The organism is Pseudomonas sp. GW822-FHT03F08 (assembly GCF_058801265.1).
This window is the reverse complement of sequence record NZ_JBXANC010000001.1, coordinates 637,068-661,140: the sequence shown is the minus strand read 5'-3', so window position 1 is coordinate 661,140 and position 24,073 is coordinate 637,068. Positions and strand designations below refer to the sequence as shown.

At 62.0% G+C, this 24,073-nt stretch carries 20 protein-coding genes; 8 read left to right on the top strand and 12 right to left on the bottom strand.

Features of this window, described 5'->3' with window-relative positions; all coding sequences use genetic code 11:
- The first annotated feature begins 8 nt into the window (after positions 1-8).
- The 5 genes from AC1RME_RS03075 to AC1RME_RS03055 all read left to right on the top strand — a co-directional run bounded on the left by AC1RME_RS03075 (position 9) and on the right by AC1RME_RS03055 (position 7,762).
- Positions 9-785, top strand: coding sequence for a DeoR/GlpR family DNA-binding transcription regulator (locus AC1RME_RS03075; protein ID WP_096822375.1), 777 nt, complete (start codon positions 9-11; stop codon positions 783-785).
- Positions 786-787: 2 nt separating this feature from the next.
- Complete coding sequence (gene glmS / locus AC1RME_RS03070) at positions 788-2,620, top strand: glutamine--fructose-6-phosphate transaminase (isomerizing) (protein ID WP_096822374.1); 1,833 nt, start codon at positions 788-790, stop codon at positions 2,618-2,620.
- A gap of 411 nt (positions 2,621-3,031) precedes the next feature.
- Positions 3,032-4,723 carry a urocanate hydratase gene (gene hutU / locus AC1RME_RS03065; protein WP_493090454.1) on the top strand — a complete coding sequence of 564 codons (1,692 nt, stop codon included), beginning with the start codon at positions 3,032-3,034 and terminating at the stop codon, positions 4,721-4,723.
- A gap of 2 nt (positions 4,724-4,725) precedes the next feature.
- Complete coding sequence (gene hutH, locus AC1RME_RS03060; protein ID WP_493090452.1) at positions 4,726-6,258, top strand: histidine ammonia-lyase; 1,533 nt, start codon at positions 4,726-4,728, stop codon at positions 6,256-6,258.
- A 97-nt stretch (positions 6,259-6,355) separates the two neighbouring features.
- The gene (locus AC1RME_RS03055) at positions 6,356-7,762 is read left to right on the top strand and encodes an amino acid permease (RefSeq protein WP_096817036.1); all 1,407 of its coding nucleotides are present in this window, start codon (positions 6,356-6,358) and stop codon (positions 7,760-7,762) included.
- 47 nt (positions 7,763-7,809) lie between these two features.
- On the opposite strand, the gene AC1RME_RS03050 is transcribed toward AC1RME_RS03055, so the two are convergent.
- From AC1RME_RS03050 to AC1RME_RS03025, 6 genes are all read right to left on the bottom strand, one after another.
- Complete coding sequence (locus AC1RME_RS03050) at positions 7,810-8,718, bottom strand: MurR/RpiR family transcriptional regulator (protein WP_096817037.1); 909 nt, start codon at positions 8,716-8,718, stop codon at positions 7,810-7,812.
- Positions 8,719-8,828: 110 nt separating this feature from the next.
- Positions 8,829-9,593, bottom strand: coding sequence for an ABC transporter ATP-binding protein (locus tag AC1RME_RS03045; RefSeq protein ID WP_096817039.1), 765 nt, complete (start codon positions 9,591-9,593; stop codon positions 8,829-8,831).
- Positions 9,594-9,611: 18 nt separating this feature from the next.
- Positions 9,612-10,724, bottom strand: coding sequence for a succinylglutamate desuccinylase/aspartoacylase family protein (locus AC1RME_RS03040; RefSeq protein WP_493090449.1), 1,113 nt, complete (start codon positions 10,722-10,724; stop codon positions 9,612-9,614).
- A 9-nt stretch (positions 10,725-10,733) separates the two neighbouring features.
- Positions 10,734-11,432, bottom strand: coding sequence for an ABC transporter permease (locus AC1RME_RS03035; protein WP_493090447.1), 699 nt, complete (start codon positions 11,430-11,432; stop codon positions 10,734-10,736).
- Positions 11,433-11,445: 13 nt separating this feature from the next.
- Complete coding sequence (locus AC1RME_RS03030; protein WP_096817045.1) at positions 11,446-12,135, bottom strand: ABC transporter permease; 690 nt, start codon at positions 12,133-12,135, stop codon at positions 11,446-11,448.
- 89 nt (positions 12,136-12,224) lie between these two features.
- Positions 12,225-13,001: an ABC transporter substrate-binding protein gene (locus tag AC1RME_RS03025; protein WP_493070384.1), complete on the bottom strand. Its 777-nt coding sequence runs from the start codon at positions 12,999-13,001 to the stop codon at positions 12,225-12,227.
- 228 nt (positions 13,002-13,229) lie between these two features.
- Here AC1RME_RS03025 and AC1RME_RS03020 point away from each other — a divergent pair, with 228 nt between their 5' ends.
- The 3 genes from AC1RME_RS03020 (at position 13,230) to AC1RME_RS03010 (ending at position 16,963) form a co-directional block, all read left to right on the top strand.
- Complete coding sequence (locus tag AC1RME_RS03020) at positions 13,230-14,156, top strand: LysR family transcriptional regulator (RefSeq protein ID WP_102622633.1); 927 nt, start codon at positions 13,230-13,232, stop codon at positions 14,154-14,156.
- 104 nt (positions 14,157-14,260) lie between these two features.
- The gene (locus tag AC1RME_RS03015; protein ID WP_192559373.1) at positions 14,261-14,887 is read left to right on the top strand and encodes a glutathione S-transferase family protein; all 627 of its coding nucleotides are present in this window, start codon (positions 14,261-14,263) and stop codon (positions 14,885-14,887) included.
- A 45-nt stretch (positions 14,888-14,932) separates the two neighbouring features.
- Positions 14,933-16,963: a 2Fe-2S iron-sulfur cluster-binding protein gene (locus tag AC1RME_RS03010; RefSeq protein ID WP_493090445.1), complete on the top strand. Its 2,031-nt coding sequence runs from the start codon at positions 14,933-14,935 to the stop codon at positions 16,961-16,963.
- Positions 16,964-16,967: 4 nt separating this feature from the next.
- On the opposite strand, the gene AC1RME_RS03005 is transcribed toward AC1RME_RS03010, so the two are convergent.
- From AC1RME_RS03005 to AC1RME_RS02980, 6 genes are read right to left on the bottom strand one after another with little or no spacing between them, the layout of a single operon-like run.
- A complete protein-coding gene (locus tag AC1RME_RS03005; RefSeq protein WP_096817053.1) occupies positions 16,968-18,098 on the bottom strand; it encodes a glycosyltransferase family 4 protein in 1,131 nt (376 codons plus the stop codon).
- Positions 18,099-19,229: a glycosyltransferase family 4 protein gene (locus AC1RME_RS03000; protein WP_493090443.1), complete on the bottom strand. Its 1,131-nt coding sequence runs from the start codon at positions 19,227-19,229 to the stop codon at positions 18,099-18,101.
- Positions 19,213-20,580 carry a glycosyltransferase family 4 protein gene (locus tag AC1RME_RS02995; protein ID WP_493090441.1) on the bottom strand — a complete coding sequence of 456 codons (1,368 nt, stop codon included), beginning with the start codon at positions 20,578-20,580 and terminating at the stop codon, positions 19,213-19,215. The genes AC1RME_RS03000 and AC1RME_RS02995 overlap by 17 nt, the downstream gene beginning before the upstream one ends.
- A complete protein-coding gene (locus tag AC1RME_RS02990) occupies positions 20,577-21,830 on the bottom strand; it encodes an ABC transporter ATP-binding protein (RefSeq protein WP_493090439.1) in 1,254 nt (417 codons plus the stop codon). The genes AC1RME_RS02995 and AC1RME_RS02990 overlap by 4 nt, the downstream gene beginning before the upstream one ends.
- Positions 21,830-22,627, bottom strand: a complete 798-nt coding sequence (locus AC1RME_RS02985; RefSeq protein ID WP_096817060.1) for an ABC transporter permease — start codon at positions 22,625-22,627, stop codon at positions 21,830-21,832. The genes AC1RME_RS02990 and AC1RME_RS02985 overlap by 1 nt, the downstream gene beginning before the upstream one ends.
- A complete protein-coding gene (locus AC1RME_RS02980; protein ID WP_096817061.1) occupies positions 22,628-24,070 on the bottom strand; it encodes a mannose-1-phosphate guanylyltransferase/mannose-6-phosphate isomerase in 1,443 nt (480 codons plus the stop codon). It abuts the gene before it with no gap.
- Between the last annotated feature and the right edge of the window lie 3 nt (positions 24,071-24,073).

Below are 24,073 nucleotides of genomic sequence, written 5' to 3'. Positions count from 1 at the left end.
AGCGCGCCATGTCGAAACGCAACACACCCCAACGTCGCCACAACATTCTGGCCTTGCTCAATGAGCAGGGCGAAGTCAGTGTCGACGAGCTCGCCAAGCGTTTCGAAACCTCGGAAGTTACGATTCGCAAGGATCTGGCCGCACTGGAAAGCCATGGTCTGCTACTGCGCCGTTATGGCGGAGCGATCACCATGCCCCAGGAACTGGTGGCCGACGCCAGTCAGAACGTTTCCAAATACAAACAGGCGATTGCTCGCGCTGCAGTCACACGTATCCGTGAACACGCCCGCATCATCATCGACAGCGGCAGCACCACGGCCGCGATGATTCCCGAGCTCGGCCAGCAGCCGGGCCTGGTGGTGATGACCAACTCCCTGCACGTCGCCAACGCCTTGAGCGAACTCGAACACGAACCAGTCCTGCTGATGACCGGTGGTACTTGGGATCCCCATTCGGAATCCTTTCAGGGCCAGGTCGCCGAGCAGGTACTACGCTCTTACGACTTCGATCAGTTGTTTATCGGTGCCGATGGCATCGATCTGGTGCGTGGCACCACCACGTTCAATGAACTGCTCGGCCTGAGCCGGGTGATGGCGGAAGTGGCGCGGGAAGTGATCGTGATGGTCGAGGCCGACAAGATCGGCCGCAAGATTCCAAACCTGGAGCTGCCGTGGAGCAGTGTCCATACCCTAATCACCGATGATCGCCTGCCGCAGGAGGCACGGGATCAGATTCAGGCTCGCGGTATCAATTTGATTTGCGCGACTGTCAGTCAGGAGAAATAAGCATGTGTGGAATTGTCGGCGCGGTAGCTGAACGTAACATCACCGCCATCCTGGTCGAAGGCCTCAAGCGCCTCGAATACCGGGGTTATGACAGTGCCGGTGTGGCGGTGTACACCAATGACGGCACGCTGGAACGCACCCGTCGCGTGGGTAAGGTCAGCGAACTGGACGCAGCCCTGGCGGAACATCCGCTGATTGGCCGTCTCGGTATCGCCCACACCCGCTGGGCAACCCATGGCGCGCCGAGCGAACGCAACGCCCACCCGCATTTCTCCGGCAACGTCGCGGTGGTGCACAACGGCATCATCGAAAATCATGAAGCGCTGCGTGAGCAACTCAAGGCGCAGGGTTACGTGTTCTCTTCCGACACCGATACCGAAGTCATCGCCCACCTGCTGACCGAAAAACTCAAGGCGCTGCCGGACCTGTCCGACGCCCTGAAGGCAACGGTCAAGGAACTGCATGGCGCCTACGGTCTGGCGGTCATCCACGCGTTGCAACCGGATCGCCTGGTCGCGGCTCGCAGTGGCAGCCCGCTGGTGATCGGTCTGGGTCTGGGCGAAAACTTCCTCGCTTCCGACCAACTGGCTTTGCGTCAGGTCACCGACCGTTTCATGTACCTGGAAGAGGGCGATATCGCCGAAATCCAGCGTGACAAGGTGCAGATCTGGGACGTGACCGGCAAAGCCGTCGAGCGCCAGACCGTGCAGTACACCGACGGTGCCGAAGCCGCCGACAAAGGCGAGTTCCGCCACTACATGCTCAAGGAAATCCACGAGCAGCCATCCGTGGTGCAACGCACGCTGGAAGGTCGATTGAGCTCGGATCAGGTGCTGGTACAAGCCTTCGGCCCGCAGGCCGCCGAGCTGTTCGCCAAGGTGCGTAATGTGCAGATCGTGGCGTGCGGCACCAGTTATCACGCCGGCATGGTTGCCCGTTACTGGCTCGAAGAGCTGGCGGGGATTCCGTGTCAGGTCGAAGTTGCCAGTGAGTTCCGCTACCGCAAGGTGGTGGTGCAGCCGGATACACTGTTCGTCACCATCTCCCAGTCCGGCGAAACCGCCGACACCCTGGCCGCCCTGCGCAACGCCAAGGAGCTGGGTTTCCTGGGCAGCCTGGCAATCTGCAACGTCGGCATCAGTTCGCTGGTGCGCGAATCCGACCTGACCCTGCTGACCCAGGCCGGTCGCGAAATCGGCGTGGCCTCGACCAAGGCGTTCACCACGCAACTGGTCGGCCTGTTGCTGCTGACCCTGTCCTTGGGTCAGGTCCGCGGCACTCTGGAAAAAGGCGTTGAAGCCCGACTGGTCGAAGAATTGCGTCGCCTGCCAACTCGCCTGGGCGAAGCGCTGGCCATGGACAGCACCGTGGAAAAAATCGCCGAACTGTTCGCCGACAAGAACCACACCCTGTTCCTCGGTCGTGGTGCGCAATACCCGGTAGCGATGGAAGGGGCGCTGAAGCTCAAGGAAATCTCTTACATCCACGCCGAAGCCTATCCGGCCGGCGAACTGAAGCATGGCCCGCTGGCGCTTGTGGATAACGACATGCCGGTGGTGACCGTGGCGCCGAACAACGAACTGCTCGAGAAGCTCAAGTCCAACCTGCAGGAAGTCCGCGCCCGTGGTGGCGAACTGATCGTGTTCGCTGACGAGAAGGCCGGGATGACCAACGGTGAAGGCACCCACGTGGTGCAGATGCCGCACATCCACGACATCCTGTCGCCGATCCTCTACACCATCCCGTTGCAACTGCTGTCGTATTACGTCGCGGTGCTCAAAGGCACTGACGTGGACCAGCCGCGCAACCTGGCGAAGTCGGTGACGGTGGAATAAGTTATCCACATGGGTAACCCGCAATAAGCGGTCACAACCTGGAGGCCCATTGGGGCCTCCAGGTTGTGGCATGTTCCCCACTTTTTGTTACCGAACACCCCAGCAAGGCGCAACGCCACGCTTCTGTAACAGTCTCCCGCCGCTCAAAACACTCCCTGTAAAAAAAACTGAAATGCGCCGCAACCCTTGATTTTGGCGCTCTCCAGCCATGTCTGCAGTTCTTGTTGGATAGCTTCTCAGCAAGTTGGCCGTTCAATTGCATATGCTTGTATGTACAAGTAAAGACGTATGCATACGAGTTGAAAGAAACCGAGCATCACGTCCACTGATTCGCTTGTCGCGCCAAGGGGCGCACAAGCCGCTTGCCCATCGCCAGGGTTGGTTTGAATTGATCGCTGAGGAGTCTTTTTCGTGACTGACAATAAGCCTACAAAATTCCGCAATGTCGAAATCCGCGCTGCCCGCGGCAACAAGCTGACCGCCAAGAGCTGGCTGACCGAAGCGCCGCTGCGCATGCTGATGAACAACCTCGACCCGGAAGTGGCCGAGAATCCGAAAGAACTGGTGGTTTACGGTGGCATCGGCCGCGCTGCGCGCAACTGGGAGTGCTACGACAAGATCGTCGAAAGCCTGACCAACCTGAACGACGACGAGACCCTGCTGGTGCAATCCGGCAAGCCGGTCGGTGTGTTCAAGACCCACAGCAATGCGCCGCGCGTACTGATCGCCAACTCCAACCTGGTGCCGCACTGGGCGACCTGGGAACACTTCAACGAACTCGACGCCAAGGGCCTGGCCATGTACGGCCAGATGACCGCCGGCAGCTGGATCTACATCGGCAGCCAGGGCATCGTCCAGGGCACCTACGAAACCTTCGTCGAAGCCGGTCGCCAGCATTACAACTCCAACCTCAAGGGCCGCTGGGTCCTGACCGCCGGCCTCGGCGGCATGGGTGGCGCTCAGCCGCTGGCCGCGACCCTGGCCGGTGCCTGCTCGCTGAACATTGAATGCCAGCAGGTGAGCATCGATTTCCGCCTGAAAAGCCGCTACGTCGACGAGCAGGCCAAAGACCTCGACGACGCGCTGGCGCGCATCACCAAGTACACCAAAGAAGGCAAGGCGATCTCCATCGCGCTGCTGGGCAACGCTGCGGAAATCCTCCCGGAACTGGTCCGTCGCGGTGTGCGTCCGGACATGGTCACCGACCAGACCAGCGCCCACGACCCATTGAACGGTTACCTACCGGCCGGCTGGACCTGGGACGAATACCGCGCCCGCGCCAAGACCGAACCGGCCGCTGTGATCAAAGCCGCCAAGCAATCGATGGCCGTGCACGTCAAGGCGATGTTGGACTTCCAGAAGCAAGGCATCCCGACCTTCGACTACGGCAACAACATCCGCCAGATGGCTCAGGAAGAGGGCGTCGAGAATGCCTTCGACTTCCCGGGTTTCGTCCCGGCCTATATCCGTCCGCTGTTCTGCCGTGGCATCGGCCCGTTCCGCTGGGCGGCGCTGTCGGGTGATCCGCAGGACATCTACAAGACCGACGCCAAGGTCAAAGAACTGATCCCGGACGACGCCCACCTGCACAACTGGCTGGACATGGCCCGCGAGCGCATTAGCTTCCAGGGTCTGCCGGCGCGTATCTGCTGGGTCGGCCTGGGCCAACGCGCCAAGCTCGGCCTGGCGTTCAACGAAATGGTCCGTCGCGGCGAGCTGTCGGCGCCGATCGTGATCGGTCGCGACCACCTCGACTCCGGCTCGGTCTCCAGCCCGAACCGTGAAACCGAATCGATGCAGGATGGCTCCGATGCCGTCTCCGACTGGCCACTGCTCAACGCCCTGCTGAACACCGCGAGCGGCGCAACCTGGGTGTCGCTGCACCACGGTGGCGGCGTCGGCATGGGCTTCTCGCAGCACTCGGGCATGGTGATCGTCTGCGACGGCACCGATGAAGCGGCCGAGCGTATCGCTCGCGTGCTGCACAACGACCCGGGCACCGGTGTGATGCGCCATGCCGACGCTGGTTACCAGATCGCCATCGACTGCGCCAAGGAGCAGGGCTTGAACCTGCCAATGATTACTTCGGTTAAAGGAGCCTGAACATGACTGCACTGAACCTGATCCCTGGCCAACTGAGCCTGTCCCAACTGCGTGATGTCTACCAGAACCCGGTCAAACTGAGCCTTGATTACAGCGCTGCTGCGCAGATCGAAGCCAGCGTCGCCTGCGTCGAGCAGATCCTCGCCGAGAACCGCACTGCTTACGGCATCAACACCGGTTTCGGCCTGCTGGCCTCGACCCGCATCGCCAGCGAAGACCTGGAAAACCTCCAGCGTTCGCTGGTGCTGTCCCACGCCGCCGGCGTCGGCCAGCCAATCAGCGATGAGCTGGTGCGTTTGATCATGGTGCTCAAGGTCAACAGCCTCAGCCGTGGTTTCTCCGGCATTCGTCGCGTGGTGATCGATGCGTTGATCGCCCTGATCAATGCCGAGGTTTACCCGCACATTCCGTTGAAAGGTTCAGTAGGCGCATCCGGCGACCTCGCGCCATTGGCGCACATGTCGCTGGTGCTGCTGGGTGAGGGCAAGGCGCGTTACAAGGGTGAGTGGATGGAAGCGACCGAGGCGCTGAAAGTCGCCGGTCTGACCCCGCTGACGTTGGCGGCGAAAGAAGGTCTGGCGCTGCTCAATGGCACTCAGGTTTCTACGGCATTCGCGCTGCGCGGTCTGTTCGAAGGTGAAGACCTGTTTGCCGGTGCACTGGCGCTGGGCGGTCTGACGGTGGAAGCGGTGCTCGGTTCGCGCTCGCCGTTCGACGCGCGTATCCACGCCGCCCGTGGCCAGAAAGGCCAGATCGACACCGCTGCTGCCTACCGCGATCTGCTCGGTGAGCGCAGTGAAGTCTCCGACTCGCACCAGAACTGCGAAAAGGTCCAGGACCCGTACTCGCTGCGTTGCCAGCCGCAAGTCATGGGTGCGTGCCTGACTCAGTTCCGTCAGGCTGCCGAGGTGCTGGTGATCGAAGCCAACGCCGTATCCGACAACCCATTGGTATTCGCGGCTGAAGGCGACGTGATTTCCGGCGGTAACTTCCACGCCGAGCCAGTGGCCATGGCCGCTGACAACATGGCATTGGCCATCGCCGAAATCGGTTCGCTGAGCGAACGTCGCATCTCGCTGATGATGGACAAGCACATGTCGCAACTGCCGCCGTTTCTGGTGGCCAATGGCGGCGTGAACTCCGGTTTTATGATTGCCCAGGTGACTGCGGCCGCCCTGGCCAGCGAGAACAAGGCACTGGCTCATCCGCATTCGGTGGACAGCCTGCCAACCTCCGCCAACCAGGAAGACCACGTGTCGATGGCCCCAGCTGCCGGTAAGCGGCTGTGGGAAATGGCCGAAAACACCCGCGGGATTCTCGCGGTGGAATGGCTGGCGGCGGCGCAAGGTCTGGACCTGCGCAACGGCCTGAAGACCTCGACCAAACTGGAACAGGCCCGGGGGATTCTGCGTCGCGAAGTGCCGTTCTACGAGAAGGACCGCTTCTTCGCGCCGGACATCAATGCAGCGACCGAGCTGCTGGCTTCGCGGACTCTGAATGAGTTGGTTCCGGCGAACTTGCTGCCGAGTCTGTAAGTGCCTCATCGCCAACAGGCTGTCTTCCACTCTGCGTGGAGGCCGGCCTGTTGGCGTTTCGATTTTTGCGTCGAATAACAATAAATAAGGACGAAAAATGCAGCAGCCAGCAAAAGGTTTGAAACGCGGGCTTTCGGCCCGACACATTCGCTTCATGGCCCTGGGATCCGCGATCGGTACCGGGTTGTTCTACGGTTCGGCCTCGGCCATACAGATGGCCGGTCCTGCCGTTCTGCTCGCTTACCTGATCGGTGGCGCGGCGGTGTTCATGGTCATGCGCGCCTTGGGCGAGATGGCGGTGCACAACCCGGTCGCCGGCTCGTTCGGGCATTACGCGAGCACCTATCTCGGCCCGATGGCGGGCTTCATCCTCGGTTGGACCTACGCGTTCGAAATGGTCATCGTCGGCATGGCCGATGTGACGGCGTTCGGCATCTACATGGGCTTCTGGTTTCCGGAAGTCTCGCGCTGGATCTGGGTGCTGGGCATCGTTTCGGTGGTCGGCGGCCTGAACCTGTGCAACGTCAAAGTCTTCGGTGAAATGGAGTTCTGGCTGTCGTTGCTCAAGGTCGCGGCTATCGTCGCGATGATCCTCGGCGGCTTCGGCATCATGTTGTTCGGCATCAGCACCGCCCCCGGTCAGGCGACCGATATCAGCAACCTGTGGACCCAGGGCGGTTTCATGCCCAATGGCATAGGTGGCCTGATCGCCTCGTTTGCGGTGGTGATGTTTGCCTTCGGTGGTATCGAAATCATCGGTGTGACTGCCGGTGAAGCCAAGGACCCGCACCGTGTGCTGCCCAAGGCGATCAACGCCGTGCCGCTGCGCATCCTGCTGTTCTATGTGCTGACGATGCTGGTGCTGATGTCGATCTTCCCGTGGCAGCAGATTGGCAGCCAGGGCAGCCCGTTCGTGCAGATTTTCGACCACCTGGGCATCAGCTCGGCGGCCACGATTCTGAACATCGTGGTGATCTCGGCGGCGGTGTCGGCCATCAACAGCGACATTTTCGGTGCGGGCCGCATGATGTACGGCCTGGCTCAGCAAGGGCATGCGCCGAAAGGTTTCGCGCGCCTGTCACGCAATGGCGTGCCGTGGCTGACGGTGATTGTGATGAGCTGCGCGCTGCTGCTGGGCGTGTTGCTGAACTACCTGATCCCGGAAAACGTGTTCCTGCTGATCGCTTCCATCGCGACCTTCGCCACGGTGTGGGTCTGGCTGATGATTCTGTTCACCCAGGTGGCCATGCGTCGTTCCATGACGGCCGAGCAGGTGGCGCAACTGAAATTCCCGGTACCGTTCTGGCCGTATGCGCCGATGGCGGCGATTGCCTTCATGCTGTTCGTGTTCGGCGTGCTGGGTTACTTCCCGGACACCCAGGCAGCGCTGATCGTCGGCGTGGTCTGGATCGTGTTGCTGGTGCTGGCTTATCTGACGTGGGTCAAACCGGCGGCCGGGCAGGCTGCGCGGGTGACCAGCGATCAGCCGGTTTCTCAGCCTTGATCTGATCGAAGGGGGCGCCCGGGATATACCGGCGCCCCCTTCACGCATCACTTCTTCGGCGATTTGCTGCCGTTGGGGATGTGCAGGTAAGACATCACGCTTTCGGTCAGCTCGGTCGCCAGTTTGACCGCTTCCTTGTTGCGCGCCATCACGCCTGCGACCAGTCCCTCGATCAACGCCAGCATGGCCACGTTGGAGCTGGTCAGCACCGGATGATCGCAGGGTGCAAACAGCACATGCTCGGCAATGCTGGTGAGCGGCGAGGCCGGTGAGTCGGTGATGGCCAGTACCGACGCGCCGCGTTGGTTGGCGAATCGGGCGAGTTGCAGGGTGTCGAGGGAATAACGCGGCAGGGAAATCGCCAGCAACACATCCTGATCGGTGATCGCGGCCAGTCGGTACGCGGCGTTTTCGTTGCCGCCCTCCATGCTGATGGCGGTGGCGTCGGCGCAGAACGGCATCAGGGTCGAGGCGGCGAGGCCGGCGAAGTAGACGCTGTTGCCGAATCCGAGGATGTAGATCTTGCGCGCAGTGGTCAGCCGGGTGACGAACGCTTCGAAGGCCTCGGCGTGGTTATTGGTCGCCGCCGTGGCCAGGTTGCTGCTGGCGCTTTCGATCTGCTCATGCAGGCCAAACGCTCCGCCCGGACGATGAGCCAGTTCATTGCGCAGCTTGTCGACCGGCGACACCATCTGCTGCAACGTCGCTACCAGTTCAGCCCTCATGCCCATATAACCACCGAGGTCCATCGCCTTGGCCAGTCGGTTGACGGCGGCGGGCGAGGTCGATGTTTCGTGGGCCATTTCCTCGATCGTCAGCGTCGCGGCTTTCAGCGGATGACGCAGGATGAAGTCAGCCACCTTGCGCAGCGACGGCGGCAGATCGGCAACGATTTCCGCCAGTTTGCGCATGACTGGTGCGGCGTAGACCGTGGTGTCTTTCGATGGGCTGGGCATATCCGGATCAACAGTTCCTGAAAGTGAGAGAAGGGCTGCGCCTGACAAGGTTGGCTGGAGTGTATCCGAAGCCAACCGTTGCAGGACAACGCCGAGCGAAGCGGTCGGGCTTACTTCAGGCTCCCGGCCAGAAACTGCTGGAGGCGTTCTGACTGCGGATTGACCAGCACTTCACGTGGATCTCCGCGCTCCTCGACCAGCCCTTTGTGCAGGAACACCAGTTGGTTGGAGACCTCGCGGGCGAAGCCCATTTCGTGGGTCACGACCACCATGGTACGACCCTCCTGGGCGAGGTCCTGCATGACCCGCAGCACTTCGCCCACGAGTTCGGGATCGAGCGCCGAAGTCGGTTCGTCGAACAGCATCACTTCCGGTTCCATGGCCAGTGCGCGGGCAATCGCCACGCGCTGCTGTTCGCCACCCGACATGTGGGCGGGCCAGGCATCCTTGCGATGCGCCACGCCGACTTTGTTCAAATAGTGCTCGGCCTTTTCCCGGGCCTCTTTCTTGCCCACGCCCAGTACATGCACCGGGGCTTCCATGACGTTTTCCAGGGCGCTCATGTGCGACCACAGGTTGAAATGCTGAAACACCATCGACAACCGTGAGCGCATGCGTTGCAACTGCCGGGGTTCGGCTGCCTTGAGCCCGCCCAGTTTGTTCGCCACCAGTTTCAGCGGTTCGCCATTGAGCACGATGCTGCCGGCGTTGGGTTGTTCCAGCAGGTTGATGCAACGCAGGAAGGTGCTTTTGCCTGACCCGCTGGAGCCGATGATGCTGATCACGTCGCCAGCCTGGGCCTGCAGGGACACGCCCTTGAGCACCTGGTGGGCGCCGTAGCTTTTGTGCAGGTCCTGAATTTCAAGTTTGTACATGGTGTGAACTCTCTGGCATCAGTCGCTGAGCAAGCGGCCTTGGCGAATAGGGGTGAAACCGGCGACCTTGGCCAGCCACAGACCGGGTTGGGCAAAGCGCAGGCGTTCGCGGGCATAGAGCACGCCGTCGGTGCAGGCGCGGACGATGCTGTGACGGTCGTTGAGCGGGTCATGGACTTCGAACAGCGGATCGCCGACCTTGACCCGCGCGCCCAGCGGTTGCAGGAAACTGACCACGCCCGGGTGCGGTGCACAGGCGTACTGCGCGCCGGCGAACGGCATCGCTTCGCAACGACTCGACGGCGCTGGCGGCCATTCACCGCTGATCAACCCCTGTTCGGCGAGGTAGCCGAGAATCGCCTGCGCACTGTGGGTGCATTGCTCGCGTTCGGTGTCGGCCATGCCGCGCAATTCGATGGTGGTCGCCGCGCAGGCCAAGGGAATGTTGGCTTCCGGGAACAGCTCGGTCAGGCGCAGCCACGGCACCGCGCAAGCCTCGTCGAAAGCACTGCCGCCAGCGTCTTCGGCCAGCAACGTGACCTCGGCACCCAGGCGTGCGGCCAGCGAATGCAGGCGCCCCCAGTGTTGCGGCATGGTGTAGAGCAACATCACCGACTCGAAATCGCAGTGCAGGTCGAGCACCACATCGGCGTCACAGGCATGTTGCAGCAACAGGCGACGCAGGCCATCGAGTTCCGAGGTCGGTGGCGGCATGTCGGCGAGGGTGTCGATCAAGGCGCGGCGGATCAGCACGATGTTGGCGTCGGCGTCATCGCCCAACCGGCCTTTGAGCAGCGGCGCCACGGCTTCGGCCAGCTCCGGGAAGTCGCGATTGAAGTTCTTGCCGCTGGCGAACTCGAAGCGACCTTGATGGGTGGCCTGGAACATCTGGGCGATGCCGATCGGGTTGGCCATCGGCACCAGCTCGATCACGCCGTTCAGGCGACCCTGTGCTTCCAGTTCCAGCAGGCGGCGCTTGAGCTCGACGGCTACGCGCATCCCCGGCAGCTCGTCGGCATGCAGGGAGGCCTGGATGTACGCCTTGCGCGGGCCGGCGCCAAACCGGAACACCGACAGTGACCGTTCGGTGCCCGAAGCGCTCCACGGCAACAGGTATTGAATCTTTTCCATGTCAGCTCCTTAGTGCTTGCGCGGTGCCAGGTAGGCCAGCCAGCGGCGTTCGGCCAGCTTGAACAGGCGCACCAGAATGAATGTCAGGGCGAGGTAGACGAGGCCGGCGGTGATGAACGCTTCGAACGGCATATAGAACCGCGAGCTCACCGTGCGCGCTGCGCCGGTGATATCCACCAGCGTGACGATGGAGGCCAGGCTGGTGGTTTGCAGCATCATCAACACTTCGTTGCTGTACTGCGGCAGTGCCCGGCGCAAGGCTGAGGGCAGCAAGATGCGGCGGTACAGGGTCAGGCGGGACATGCCCATCGCCCGGGCGGCTTCGATTTCGCCGTGGGACGTGGACTTCAGGCTGCCCGCCAGCAACTCCGCGCTGTAGGCACTGGTATTGATGGCGAACGCCAGACAGGCACAGAACGTGGCGCTGGAGAGGTAGGGCCAGAGCACGCTTTGGCGTACCGATTCGAACTGCGCCAGGCCGTAATAGATCAGGAACAGTTGCACCAGCATCGGCGTGCCGCGAATCATGTAGGTGTAGAGCCACGCCGGGAAGCTGAGCAGCGGCGAGCGCGACACCCGCATCAGCGCCAGCGGAACCGCCAGGACCAGCCCCAGGCTCAGGGAAATGAGCAGGACTTTGAGGGTCAACAAGGCGCCGTCGAAATACAGCGGCAGGTTTTCCCAGATCAGGTTGTAGTCGAGAATCATCGGCAGGTTCTCCTCACAACTCGGCGGCTTTGATGCCGACCGAATAGTGTTTTTCCAGAGCGCGCAGCACCAGCAGCGACACGCTGGTGAGCATCAGGTACAGCGCCGCCACCGCAATGAAAAACGTGAACGGCTCGTGAGTGGCGTCGGCGGCGTTCTTGGCCTTGAACATCATGTCCTGCAGGCCGATGACCGAAATCAGCGCGGTGGATTTGGTCAGCACCAGCCAGTTGTTGGTGAACCCCGGGATGGCGAAGCGAATCATCTGCGGCACCAGAATCCGCCAGAACACTTGCGTGCCGCGCATGCCATAGGCCGCACCGGCTTCCGCCTGACCTTTGGGGATGGCCATGAAGGCACCGCGAAAGGTTTCCGAGAGATAGGCGCCAAAAATGAAGCCCATGGTGCAGACGCCAGCGATGAAGGGATTGATGTCGATGTAGCGGGTGTAACCGCACGCCAGTGCGATGCGGTTCACCAGATCCTGGCCGCCATAGAAAATCAGCAGGATCAGCACCAGATCGGGAATGCCGCGAATCAGGGTCGTGTAGCCCTCCCCGAGCATGGCCAGCCATTTGAGCGGCGACAGGCGAAACGCCGCGCCGATCAGGCCCAGGGCAATGGCCAGCGACATGGAGGTCAGGGCCAGGTTGATGGTCAGCCAGGCACCATCGAGAATGCTCGATCCGTAGCCGTGGAGCATGATGAAGTTCCTCAAGCGTGCGCCCGAAGGCGCGCAAGACAAGCCCGAAGGGCGCCTGCAGCGGGCCGGCGCCGGGCGGAGGCGACGGTTTATTCGCCGTAGATATCGAAGGCGAAATACTTGCCCATCACTTGCTGGTATTTGCCGTTGGCGCGGATGGCGTCGATCGCCGCGTTCAGGCGCGCCGTGTTGGCGACGTCACCTTTGCGCACCGCGATCCCGGCACCACGGCCGAAGTATTTCGGGTCGTTGATGTCCGGCCCGGTCAGGGCGAAACCTTGTCCGGCCGGTGTCTTGATGAAGCTTTCGTCGGTGTTGACGATGTCGGCGAGGGTGGCGTCCAGGCGACCCGAGGCAAGGTCGAGGAAGGCTTCGTTCTGCGAGCCGTAGCGCACCACGACGACGCCGGCTTTTTCCAGTTGCTCGGTGGCAAACCGGTCATAGGTCGATGAGCGTTGCACGCCGAGTTTCTTGCCCTTGAGGTCCACCAGCGGGTCGTTGATCACGCTGCCGGCCTTCATCGCGAACTTGCCCGGCGTGTGGTAGTACTTTTTGCTGAAGTCGACCGACTTCATCCGGTCTTCGGTGATCGACATCGACGACAGCACGGCGTCGATCTTGCGCACCTTGAGCGACGGAATCATGCCGTCGAACTCCTGAATGACCCACTCGCACTTGACCTTCATCTCTTCGCACAAGGCGTTGCCGATGTCGTAGTCGAACCCGCTGACACTGCCTTCTGGCGTTTTGTAGGAAAAGGGTGGGTAGGCGGCTTCGATACCGATACGCAGGCTGTCTTCATCGGCATGGGCCATGAAGCTGAATGCGCACAGCGCCAGAGCACCTAGAAGTTCTGTCTTGTTCATTTTGTCGACTCCTGGGAGGGCGTTAGGAAAACAGGTGCCCGCCATCCGGGTGGCGCGCTGGATCATTCCTGTGATCGGCGAGGCTATAAATGACACGAAATAAATCATTCATCAATACAACTGAAAATAAAAATATCAATTCTGGATCGGCGGTCGTTCGGCCATGCCCGTTGAAGATCGGGTACTGCCTATAATGCGAGGCGGTTTTTCATCCACTTCGGGGACACCATGGATCGCTTCCAGGAAATGCAGGTTTTCGCGGCCGTTGCTCAGGAGCAGGGCTTTTCCGCGGCGGCGCGGCGCTTGGGTCTGTCGGCGGCCAGCATCACCCGGGCGGTGGCGGCGCTGGAGCAGCGGATCGGTACGCAATTGCTGATTCGCACCACCCGCAGCGTGCATCTGAGCGAGGCGGGCCAGCGTTACCTGGAAGACTGTCGGAGGATTCTTGCCGAGGTGCAGGAAGCGGAAGACTCCGCCGCCGGCAGCCACACCCAGCCCCGTGGGCAATTGACGGTGACTGCGCCGGTATTGTTCGGTGAGCTGTTTGTCACACCGGTGATGGCGGGTTATCTGACGCAGTACCCAGACGTTTCCATCAACGCCTTGCTGCTGGATCGCGTGGTGAGCATGGTCGAGGAAGGGGTCGATGTGGCGATCCGCATCGGTGACTTGCCGGACAGCAACCAGCATGCGATCCGGGTCGGTGAGGTGCGCCGGGTGATCTGCGGCTCGCCGGGGTATTTTGCCGTTCACGGTCGGCCAACCCATCCACAAGCGCTGGCGGGCGCGCCGGTGGTGGCGACTTCGGCCATCGGCCAACTGCGCAGTTGGCCATTTCTGGAGGACGGTGAACCCTTGAGCGTCAGGCCCGAGCCTCGGTTGGTGGTCACCGCGAATCAGGCCGCGATTGCGGCCGCTTGCCTGGGACTTGGATTGACCCGGGTGCTGTCTTATCAGGTTGCCGGCAAGATCGCCTCCGGTGAGCTGGAAATCGTTCTCGCCGAGTACGAGTTGCCGCCGCTGCCAATCCACGTGGTGTATCAGGGCGGGCGCAAGGCGCCGGCCCGGGTGCGCAGTTTTGTCGATTACACCGTGAACGCCTTGCGTGAGCATCCGGCCCTGAAAAACGCGGCGTTATTTCATCCAGAGAAATAATGGATTGCATTTGCTGGTGATTCTGTTGTTTTCGCGATAGGTGGAAGATGGCTGCCACGGCCGCCGACCCTCCTGAGCGGCACCTAAGCCCTGCGGAGTCGACCATGCAAGCGATCAAACTCTACAACTTCCCGCGTTCCGGCCACGCCCACCGGGTCGAGCTGATGCTGTCCCTGTTGCAACTGCCGACCGAACTGATCTTTGTCGATCTGGCCAAGGGCGAGCACAAACAACCTGATTACCTGGCGATCAACAGCTTCGGGCAAGTGCCGGCCATTGATGACAACGGCGTGGTGCTGGCCGATTCCAATGCGATTCTGGTGTATCTGGCGCAGAAGTACGGCAACGGTCGTTGGCTGCCGAGCGACCCGGTCGGCGCGGCGCGCGTCCAGCGTTGGCTGTCGGCAGCGGCGGGGCCGATTGCCTTTGGTCCGGCAGCGGCTCGTTTGGTTACGGTGTTCGGGGCGAAACTCAACGCCGATGAAGCGATCACCCGTGCGCACAACCTGCTGAAGGTGATGGATCTGGAACTGGGCAAGACCCCGTATCTGGTCGGAAACGAGCCGACCATCGCCGACGTCTCGGCCTACAGCTACATCGCCCATGCGCCGGAAGGCAATGTGTCGCTGGACGACTATGCCAACGTGCGCGCCTGGCTGGCGCGGGTTGAAGCATTGCCCGGTTTTATCGGCATGCCACGTACCGTCGCCGGTCTGCAAACCAGCGCCTGAGATTCACCATCCAGACTGCGCCGCTGGCGTGGGGGAGAGGTCGTCATGGAACGTTCACCCTGGCACGCCGGCGAGCGACAACTGCAAGCGCAGGTCGGCGTTGCCGAGCGCATGGAGGAATTCGGTCGTAAGGTGATTCGCACCTGGATGCCGGATCAGCACCGTCAGTTCTATCAGCAATTACCCTTCATGTTGTACGGCGCGGTGGATGCCGATGGCCGTCCCTGGGCCAGTGTGCTGGAGGGCGAGCCGGGTTTCGCGCACTCTCCCGAACCGACGCAATTGCACTTCGACAGTCTGCCCGCCGTTGATGACCCGGCGCAGTTACAGGCCGGTGCGGCCATCGGCCTGCTCGGCATCGAGTTGCATACCCGTCGGCGCAATCGCCTCAACGGCCACATTGGCAACCTGGGTACGAGCGGCTTCGACTTGACGGTCGATCAGTCCTTCGGCAACTGCCCGCAGTACATTCAGTTGCGCCAGTTCCAGCGAGTGCCGCTGGCAGACCCGCGAACCCGGCGTGCCGAGCATTTCGATGGGCTCGATGACGCGGCGGTCGCGCTGATCGAAACAGCCGACACCTTCTTCGTCGCCAGTTACGTCGATGTCGACGGCGAGCGCTCGGTGGATGTTTCCCACCGTGGCGGCCAGGCCGGTTTCGTGCGAGTGGAGGGCAATCGCCTGACCATCCCGGATTTTGCCGGCAACCTGCACTTCAACACTCTCGGCAACCTGTTGCTCAATCCCCGGGCCGGCTTGCTGTTCATCGACTTTTCCACAGGTGATCTGTTGCAGCTCAGCGGCCGTACCGAGGTCATTCTCGACGGGCCGCAGATCGCAGCCTTCCAGGGCGCCGAGCGGTTGTGGACGTTCGAGGTGGAAAAAGCGGTGCGGCGTCCGGGCGCGTTGGCCCTGCGCTGGCGCTTCGACGGCATGTCGCCGACCAGTCTGCTGACCGGCACCTGGGCTCAGGCCGACGCACGTTTGCAGGCCCGGGCCCTGGGAGACAGCTGGCGGCCGCTGCGGGTGGCGCGGATTGAAGCGCAGAGCCAGCACATTCGTTCGTTCTACCTCGAACCCGTGGATGGGGCCGGTTTGCCGGTGTTTCAGGCCGGGCAACATCTGCCGCTGCGCTTCAATCTCGATGGCGAGGTGTTCATCCGCACTTACAGTCTGTCGGGTGCGCCGTCGGATGATTTCTTCCGGATCAGCGTAAAGCGTGAAGGGCGGATATCGACGCACCTGCACGATCAGGTGCGCGTCGGTGATGTACTGGAGGCGCGCTCGCCCCAAGGGCATTTCACCGTGGCGCCGCTGGAGCGTCGGCCCTTGGTGCTGCTGGCGGCCGGGGTCGGGATCACGCCGTTGCTGTCGATGCTGCGTGAGGTGGTGTATCAGGGCCTGCGCACCCGGCGGATTCGTCCGACCTGGCTGATCCAGAGTTCTCGCAGTCTTGCCGACCAACCGTTTCGCGCGGAGCTGGACCGCTTGTTGGAGGACACCGGCGATGCGGTGCGGGTAATGCGCCTGCTCAGTCAACCCGAGCCCGACCTGGTCGAAGGCGAGGATTACGATCTGCACGGGCGCATCGACGGCTCATTGCTGAGGAACCTGCTGGACGTCGAGGACTTCGATCAGATCGACTTTGTGCTTTGCGGCCCCGGCGGCTTTACCCAAGGCCTTTACGACAGCCTGCGTGAACTGGACGTGCGCGATGACCAGATTCACGCCGAAACCTTTGGCCCCTCGACCCTCAAGCGGCAGGCCGATCCGGACGCCATCGTGATCGAACAATTGCCGGCCGCCACCACCTCGGTGCCGGTGGTCTTCGAGCGTTCGGCCAAGGAAGCGCGGTGGCAGCCCGATGGCGGCAGCCTGCTGGAGCTGGCGGAAAGTCGTGGCTTGCGCCCCGAGTTCAGCTGTCGGGGTGGTTCGTGCGGCACCTGCAAGACGCGGCTGATCAGCGGTGCGGTGAATTATCCACAGCCCCCGGCCGAAGTGCCGGAGGAAGGACAAGTGCTGATCTGCTGTGCGGTGCCGGCGCAAAGTGCCCAGCCGCTGGTGCTGGATCTGTAGAGGATCAGGCGTAGGACAGCGCCTTTTCCTCCAGCAATTCCTGATACAGCGCCGTCCACTTGCGACCCATTTCGTCGGCTGTGAATAACTGCCGGTAACGGGCTTCAGCCTTGACGCCCATTTCGGCGGCGCGAGTCGGGTTTTCCCACAGGGTGCGCATCGCTTCGCGAAACGCCTGTGGATGACTTGGCGGCACGACCAGTCCGGTTTCGTTGTGGATATTGATGTAGCTGGTGCCGGTGCCGATCTCGCTGGAGATCATCGGCTTGCCGTACATCGCGCCTTCCAGCAGTGAAATGCCGAACGCTTCCGAGCGCAGGTGCGACGGGAAGACAATGGCGTAGCTCAATTGCAGCAGGGCGACCTTGTCTTCATCGCTCAGGCGTCCGAGGAAGTGGATATTGCGCAGCCCCAGCGCAGCGGCCTGGGCGTGCAGTTCCTGCTCCAGCGGGCCGGCACCGACGATCACCACCGGGTAGTCCACGTCTTTCAAGGCATCGAGCAGGATGTGCAGGCCCTTGTAGTAGCGCATCACCCCGACGAACAGGAAAAACTTATCCCCAAGCTGCTGGCGCCAGCGGTTCATGCGCTCGACGTCGGGTTGTGGATAACCGGCCTTGTTCAAGCCGTAGGGGATGACGCGGGTCTTGTCCTGGAACTGCTGCAACACATCGCTGGTGTGCAGGTAGTTCGGCGAGGCCGCGACAATCCGGTCGGCGCTGGCGAGGAAACGGTTCATCAGCGGACGATAGAGTTTGAGCAGGTTCTTCTGGCGAATGATGTCCGAGTGGTAGGTCACCACGCTCGGTTTGTTCACGCCGCTGGCGAAATGCACCAGATCCATGAACGGCCACGGGAAGTGATAGTTGATCACGTCGGCTTCGGCGGCCAGTTCGCGAAACTGTTTGAACACGCTCCAGGAAAACCCGGTGGAAGCGAACTGGATATCGAGCCTGGCCCGATGCACTTCGTGCTGGCCCAGTTGCAGCACCGCCGGCTCGGGATTGGCGCTGAGGGTCAGCACCTGGCCTTCGATACCATGCTGGGCACCGCTTTCGCAGAGCTGGAAGATCACTTGCTCGATGCCGCCGACCGAGTCAGGCAGGTACGTCTTGAAAAAATGAAGAACTCGCATTCAACCTCCCAAAGCCTGGCGGTAGGCGCCGGCCGTGGCCTGCGCGCAACGCTTCCAGGAAAAAAGCCGTGCCTGCTGCAATCCGGCTTCTCGGCATGCCTGCCAATGCACTTGATCGTCGATCAGGCGGCTCAGCGCATCGCGCAAGCCTTCTGCATCGTCAGCTTCAATATAGTTGCCGGCAGCACCCGCGACTTCCGGCATCGCCGAGGATCGGGTGACCACCACGGGCGTGCCACTGGCCATCGCTTCCAGCACCGGCAGGCCAAAACCTTCATACAACGAGGGAAAAACCAACGCCCGGGCGCCGGCCAGCAATTGCGCCACCTGCTCATCCGGCAAGTAGCCGAGCAGGCACACATGACCGCTGGCCAGGGCCTGACGCAATTCGTCACTGAACTGCTCACGCTGCCAGCCGGCCATGCCGACGATCAACAGCGGGAAGCGCTGGCGCACGGCTTCGGGCAATAGCGCGTGGGCGCGCAGGGCCAGGACTAGGTTCTTGCGGGGCTCCAGGGTGCCGACACACAGGAAATACTCCCGCGCCTCCACGGCATGGGCCTTGAGCACCGCGTCGATGGCTTGCGGCTCGCGCGGATGAAAGCGCTCGGCGACACCCAGGGGCGCCACCACGAAGCGTTCGGCGGGCAGTCCGAAATAGTCTTGGGCTTCGTCGGCGATGGCTTGCGAGTCGGTCAGAATCACCCGCGCCTGCCGGATGCCGTCGGCCAGCCGCCGCTCGATTTCCTTTAGTCGTGCCTGCGGCTGGGTGTCCGGGAAATGCAGGTGCGTCAGGTCGTGCAGGGTGATCACGGTCGGGCCGTCGAAGGCCAGCGGCCACAGGCTCGGTTCGTGGTAAAGGTCGATGTCGGGCGTGCGGCCCTGATCGAAGCGTTTCTGCTCCAGCCAGCGGCGGGCCTGATAGGCGCCGGGGATCTTGCGCAGCATCGGGGTCAGGCGCGAGTAACCGGGCATTGCCGCTTCCGGCAACTGCGAACTCCAGCCCCAGCCGTGGAACAGCGCCACGTCGATATCGGTCTCGGTGTGCAGGGCGTTCACCAGCTCGACGACGTAGTGGCCGATCCCGGTGCGTGGTGCCTGGAGAATCCGCGCGTTAAGGGCTATGCGCATGGGACCTCGCTTGCGCCGCAGGCGCTTGCAGCACATGGCGTGCGGTGCGTTCGGCCAGTTGCTGACTGGCTTCGCGCCAGCCGATCCATTGCCAGTCGGCCACATTGCGGGCAGCGGGGAATTGGCCGCTGCGCTCGAAGGCGATCACCAGGTCGGCGAGGCATTGCGGGTCCTGCAAATCGAAATAGGCCATGAACTCGCCGCCGATCTCACGGAACACCGCGATATCGCTGCCCATCGCCGGCAATCCGCGCTGCATGGCTTCCACCAGCGGCAGGCCGAAGCCTTCGACGAACGACGGGAACACCAATGCGCTGGAATGGGCATACGCGTGTTCCAGGCTGGTGTCGCTCAGGTCGTTGAACATGAACAGGCGCCGGTTCAGTTCGCCGTGGTTGCGCACCCGGGCGAGCAGGGCGTCGCACTTCCAGCCGATGCGTCCGGCGACGCACAGCCGAGCATTCGAACCGGCCGCCCAGGCACGTTCGAAGGCATCCAGCAGATAGTCGTGGTTTTTGCGCGGTTCGATGGTGCTGACCATCAGGAACACCGGCTCCGGCGTGGCGAACAGGCGTTCCAAGCGCGGCTCGACAGCGGCGTCGACGCTCTGCAGATCCAGCTCCGACCCGAGGTGGAAATAGTCGAACCAGCGTTTTTCGACCTGTGCCGAACCGAGGCGGCGCTGCACTTCCTCATGAACCTGATCGCGCACCGTGGCGGAAATCGCCAGGTAGCCATCGGCGGTGCGGGTAATCCAGTCGAACCATTCGCTGAAAACCTGCACCAGCCGCGTGTCGTAAAACTGCGGGTGGGTCAGGGGAATCAAGTCGTAGATCACTGCAACGATGCCCACGCCTTCGCGTTTGAGCCGTTCGGCATGCAGGAAAAAGTCCGAGTGCCAGGACGAATCCAGCAACACCAGGTGATCGCCCGGCCGGTGTTGCAAAGGCTCGCAGCGCTGGGGCAACTGAAAGCGGTTGACCTGCTCGACCAGCCGCAACGGAATGCCGAACAGGCCGAACGACGCCAGGCGATAGCTGACGTATAGCGCACGTCGTGTCAGTTGGGTCCGGCAACGACTGTCGAGGCGCTGATGCAGTTGCCAGAAACGATGGGCCAGCCGCTCCAGGCGCTCGCCAAACGTGACGACGGCGTTGAGCAGCGGCGAATCCAGTGGCGCCAGACGTGTCACGCGGTACAGCTTGCCCTTGAGCAAGACCACCGGTACGCACTCGACACCTTCGGCGCTCGGCGGCAATTGCTTGATGACGTTGCGCACCACCCGCTGAATCCCAGAATTGATTTTCGGGTGCCGGAACACGTGGGTGCATTCGACCAGCAACCGGGTCATGGCGCGCGCTCTGTCAGAGCAGCACCGGCATTGCGGGTTATCGAGGCCTTGGCGTTGAGCCACGAGCCACCGACAAAATCCTCCTGGCGGCCGTTGATCACATGAAACACCAGGCCATAGTCGCGCCACTCGAAGTTTCGATCCAGATGGGAGTCCAGGCGCGAAAGACTCAGCGATACCGAGTAATTGCCCTTGCCCAGTCCCATCACGAAGGCAAAGCGATAGGTGAAGCGCTCTCCGGCGTGCAAGTCCGTCAGTGCCTTGTCGAGGCGATGGGTATTGATGCCATACATCATCATGCCCAGGCGATCCTTGATCAGGAAGCCGAGCACCAGTCGTTCAATGTCGCTGCGTACTTCGACCTGCACTTCCAGCACCACCGGCTGACCGACCTCGACAGCATCGATGGAACGCTCCTGTTCATCCAGCAGGCGCACCCCGAGAATGACGGCCTCACCGGTGCCGGACACGGTCCGCACTTCGCCGCCGGTGAGTTTTTCCTGACGCACGACCTGGCCTTCGCGTTCGGCCATCACGGCGTTGTAATAATCGAGTACCACTTCCGGCTTGTCGTACATGGCCATGTGGCCGTCCTTGAGCAGGATGGCCGAGTCGCAGATCGACTGGATCGCAAAGCGGTCGTGGGACACGATCAGCAATGTGGTGCCCGCCTTGCGGAAGCTGCGAATGCGGTCGAAGCTTTTGTGCTGGAAGTAGGAGTCACCCACCGACAGGGCTTCGTCGACGATCAGGATATCCGGTCGCCGTGCGGTGGCGACGCTGAAGGCCAGGCGCATCTGCATGCCGCTGGAGTAGGTGCGGACGGGATGGTCGATGGCCTCGCCGATTTCTGCGAAATGTTCGATGTCGGGCATCAACGCTTCGATTTCGTCGACCTGCATGCCCAGCAGCTGCCCGGCCATGATCGCATTCTGGCGGCCGGTAAAGTCCGGGTGAAACCCCATGCCCAACTCCAGCAATGCGGCGACGCGACCTTCAGTCTCGATCTTGCCGCAGGTGGGTTGGGTGGTGCCGGTGATCATCTTCAGCAACGTGCTTTTACCCGCACCGTTGGCGCCGACGATGCCCACCGCCTCACCGGGGGCGATTTCGAAAGCGACATCCTGCAACACCCAATGCTGGCTGTGGCGCAGGGGGGAAAACGGGATCAGCCATTCCGCCAGGCGACTCCAGCGTGTCGGAAACTGTTTGTAAGCCTTGCCCAGGCCGGTTACGCGGATATGCCCCATCAGAGTTCATCCACCATTTCACCGACGCGCCTGCGAAACAGGCGCAGGCCGATCAGGCACATCACCAGCGCGGCAATGAACACTGGCAGCAGGGAGTTCCAGACGGGCCACTGCCCGTACAGGAACAGGTTCTGATAGCTGCCGATCAGGTTGGTCAACGGGTTGAGTTGCAGCAGGCGCTGGACCCACTCCGGGAGGATGCTCATCGGGTACACGATCGGCGTCAGCCAGAACCAGAACTGCAGGCAGATGGCGAAGAGCTGGCCGACATCGCGAAAGAACACGTTCAATACGCCGAGGACCATGCCCAGCCCTGCGCAGAACATCATCTGCAGCGCAATCAGGGGGATCAGCGCCAGCAGTGCCATGCCCGGCCAGCGCCCGGTGATCAGCAGAAACCCGAGGAACAGGCCGATGATGATGGCAAAGTTGATCGCCGCGTTGCAGAGCACAATCACCGGCAGGCAGATTCTGGGGAAGCTGATTTTCTTCAGCAGGTTGGCGTTGTCCAGAAACATGTTCTGGCTGCGCAGGGTGATTTCGGAAAACAGCCCCCATGCCAGCAGACCGGCGCAGAGGTAAATGCTGTAGGCCATGCTGTCATCCACGCCCGGCAAGCGAGCGCGCATGATGTGGGAAAAGATCACGGTGTAAACGATGATCATCGACAGCGGATTGAACACGGGCCACAAGGCCCCCAGCAGTGAATTGCGATACCGCGATTGAAACTCTCGCTGCACGCTGCCGAGAATGAACCCTCGATAGTCATGCAGCGAGCGGTACAGGGAAAACAGCATTTAAACCGTCCTGCCGTATTGGTCTTCGAAGCGGACGATGTCGTCCTCTCCCAGGTATTCGCCGCTTTGCACTTCGATGATCACCAGATCGATCACACCGGGGTTTTCCAGACGATGCTTGTGCCCGGCGGCGATGAACGTCGATTCGTTCTTCGCCACCAGCGTGGTGCCACTGCCGTTGTTGGTGACCTTGGCCATGCCTTCGACCACCACCCAGTGTTCGTTGCGGTGATGGTGCATCTGCAACGACAACTTGCCGCCAGGCTTGACCACGATGCGCTTGATCTTGAAGCGCGGGCCTTCCTCGAGCACGGTGTAGGTGCCCCACGGACGGCTGACCGTGCGATGCAGGCGATAGGCTTCGTGGGACTTGTCCTTGAGCTGCTTGGCCACCCGCCGAACGTCCTGCGCACGGTCGGCGTGGGCCACCAGCACGGCGTCGGCGGTGTCGATGACGATCAGGTCTTCCACACCCACGGCGGCCACCAACCGGCCTTCGCTTTGAACGAAATTGTTGCGGCTGTCGATGAAGATCGCTTCGCCGCTGGCGCGGTTGTTGTCGGCATCGGCCGGCACCAGCGCCGCGACGGCGCCCCAGGAACCGATATCGCTCCAGTCGAAACTGGCGGGTACGACCACGACTTTTTCCGAGCGCTCCATCAACGCGTAGTCGATGGAAATGTCAGTGATCTCGGCGAACAGCGCCGGTGACAGTTCCTGTTGCAGGTAACCGGTGGTCTCCAGCGGCTCGCTCGCCGCCATGCAGGTCCGGGTCTGTTCGAGCAGTTCCGGAGCGTGCAGTTGCAGTTCGGCGATCAGCGTTGCAATGGAGAAACAGAACATCCCCGAGTTCCACAGGAAATTGCCGCTTTCCAGGTAGTGGGTGGCGGTTTGCAGATCGGGTTTTTCCACGAAACGCTGCACTTTGGCCGCGCCCCTGGCATCCAGCGGCGCACCGGTCTCGATGTAGCCGAAGCCGGTTTCCGGGGCGGTCGGCACCACGCCGAAGGTCACCAGATAACCGTCCTTCGCCAGATTGACCGCGTGTTCGACCGCACTCTTGAGCGCGTCCTCGTTGACGATCAAGTGGTCGGCGGGCATCACCACCATGATCGCCTCGTCGCCGTGCAGGGCTTGTAGTGCCAGCGCCGCAGCCGCGATGGCCGGGGCGGTGTTGCGCCCGGTGGGCTCAAGCAAAAAGTGCCCGCGATGCCGGGACAGGCGCGCGGCCTGATAGTGATCCTTGCTCTGGAAGTAGTACTCGCGGTTGGTCACCGTGACGATGTCGCCCCAGCCGTCCAGCAGACCGGCGGCACGCCGATAGGTCTTGCCCAGCAGCGACTGGCCGTCGGGCAGGGTCATGAACGGTTTCGGGTGACCCTCGCGGGACACCGGCCACAAACGGGTACCGGCACCGCCGGACAGAATCACGGGGATCAGCATGGC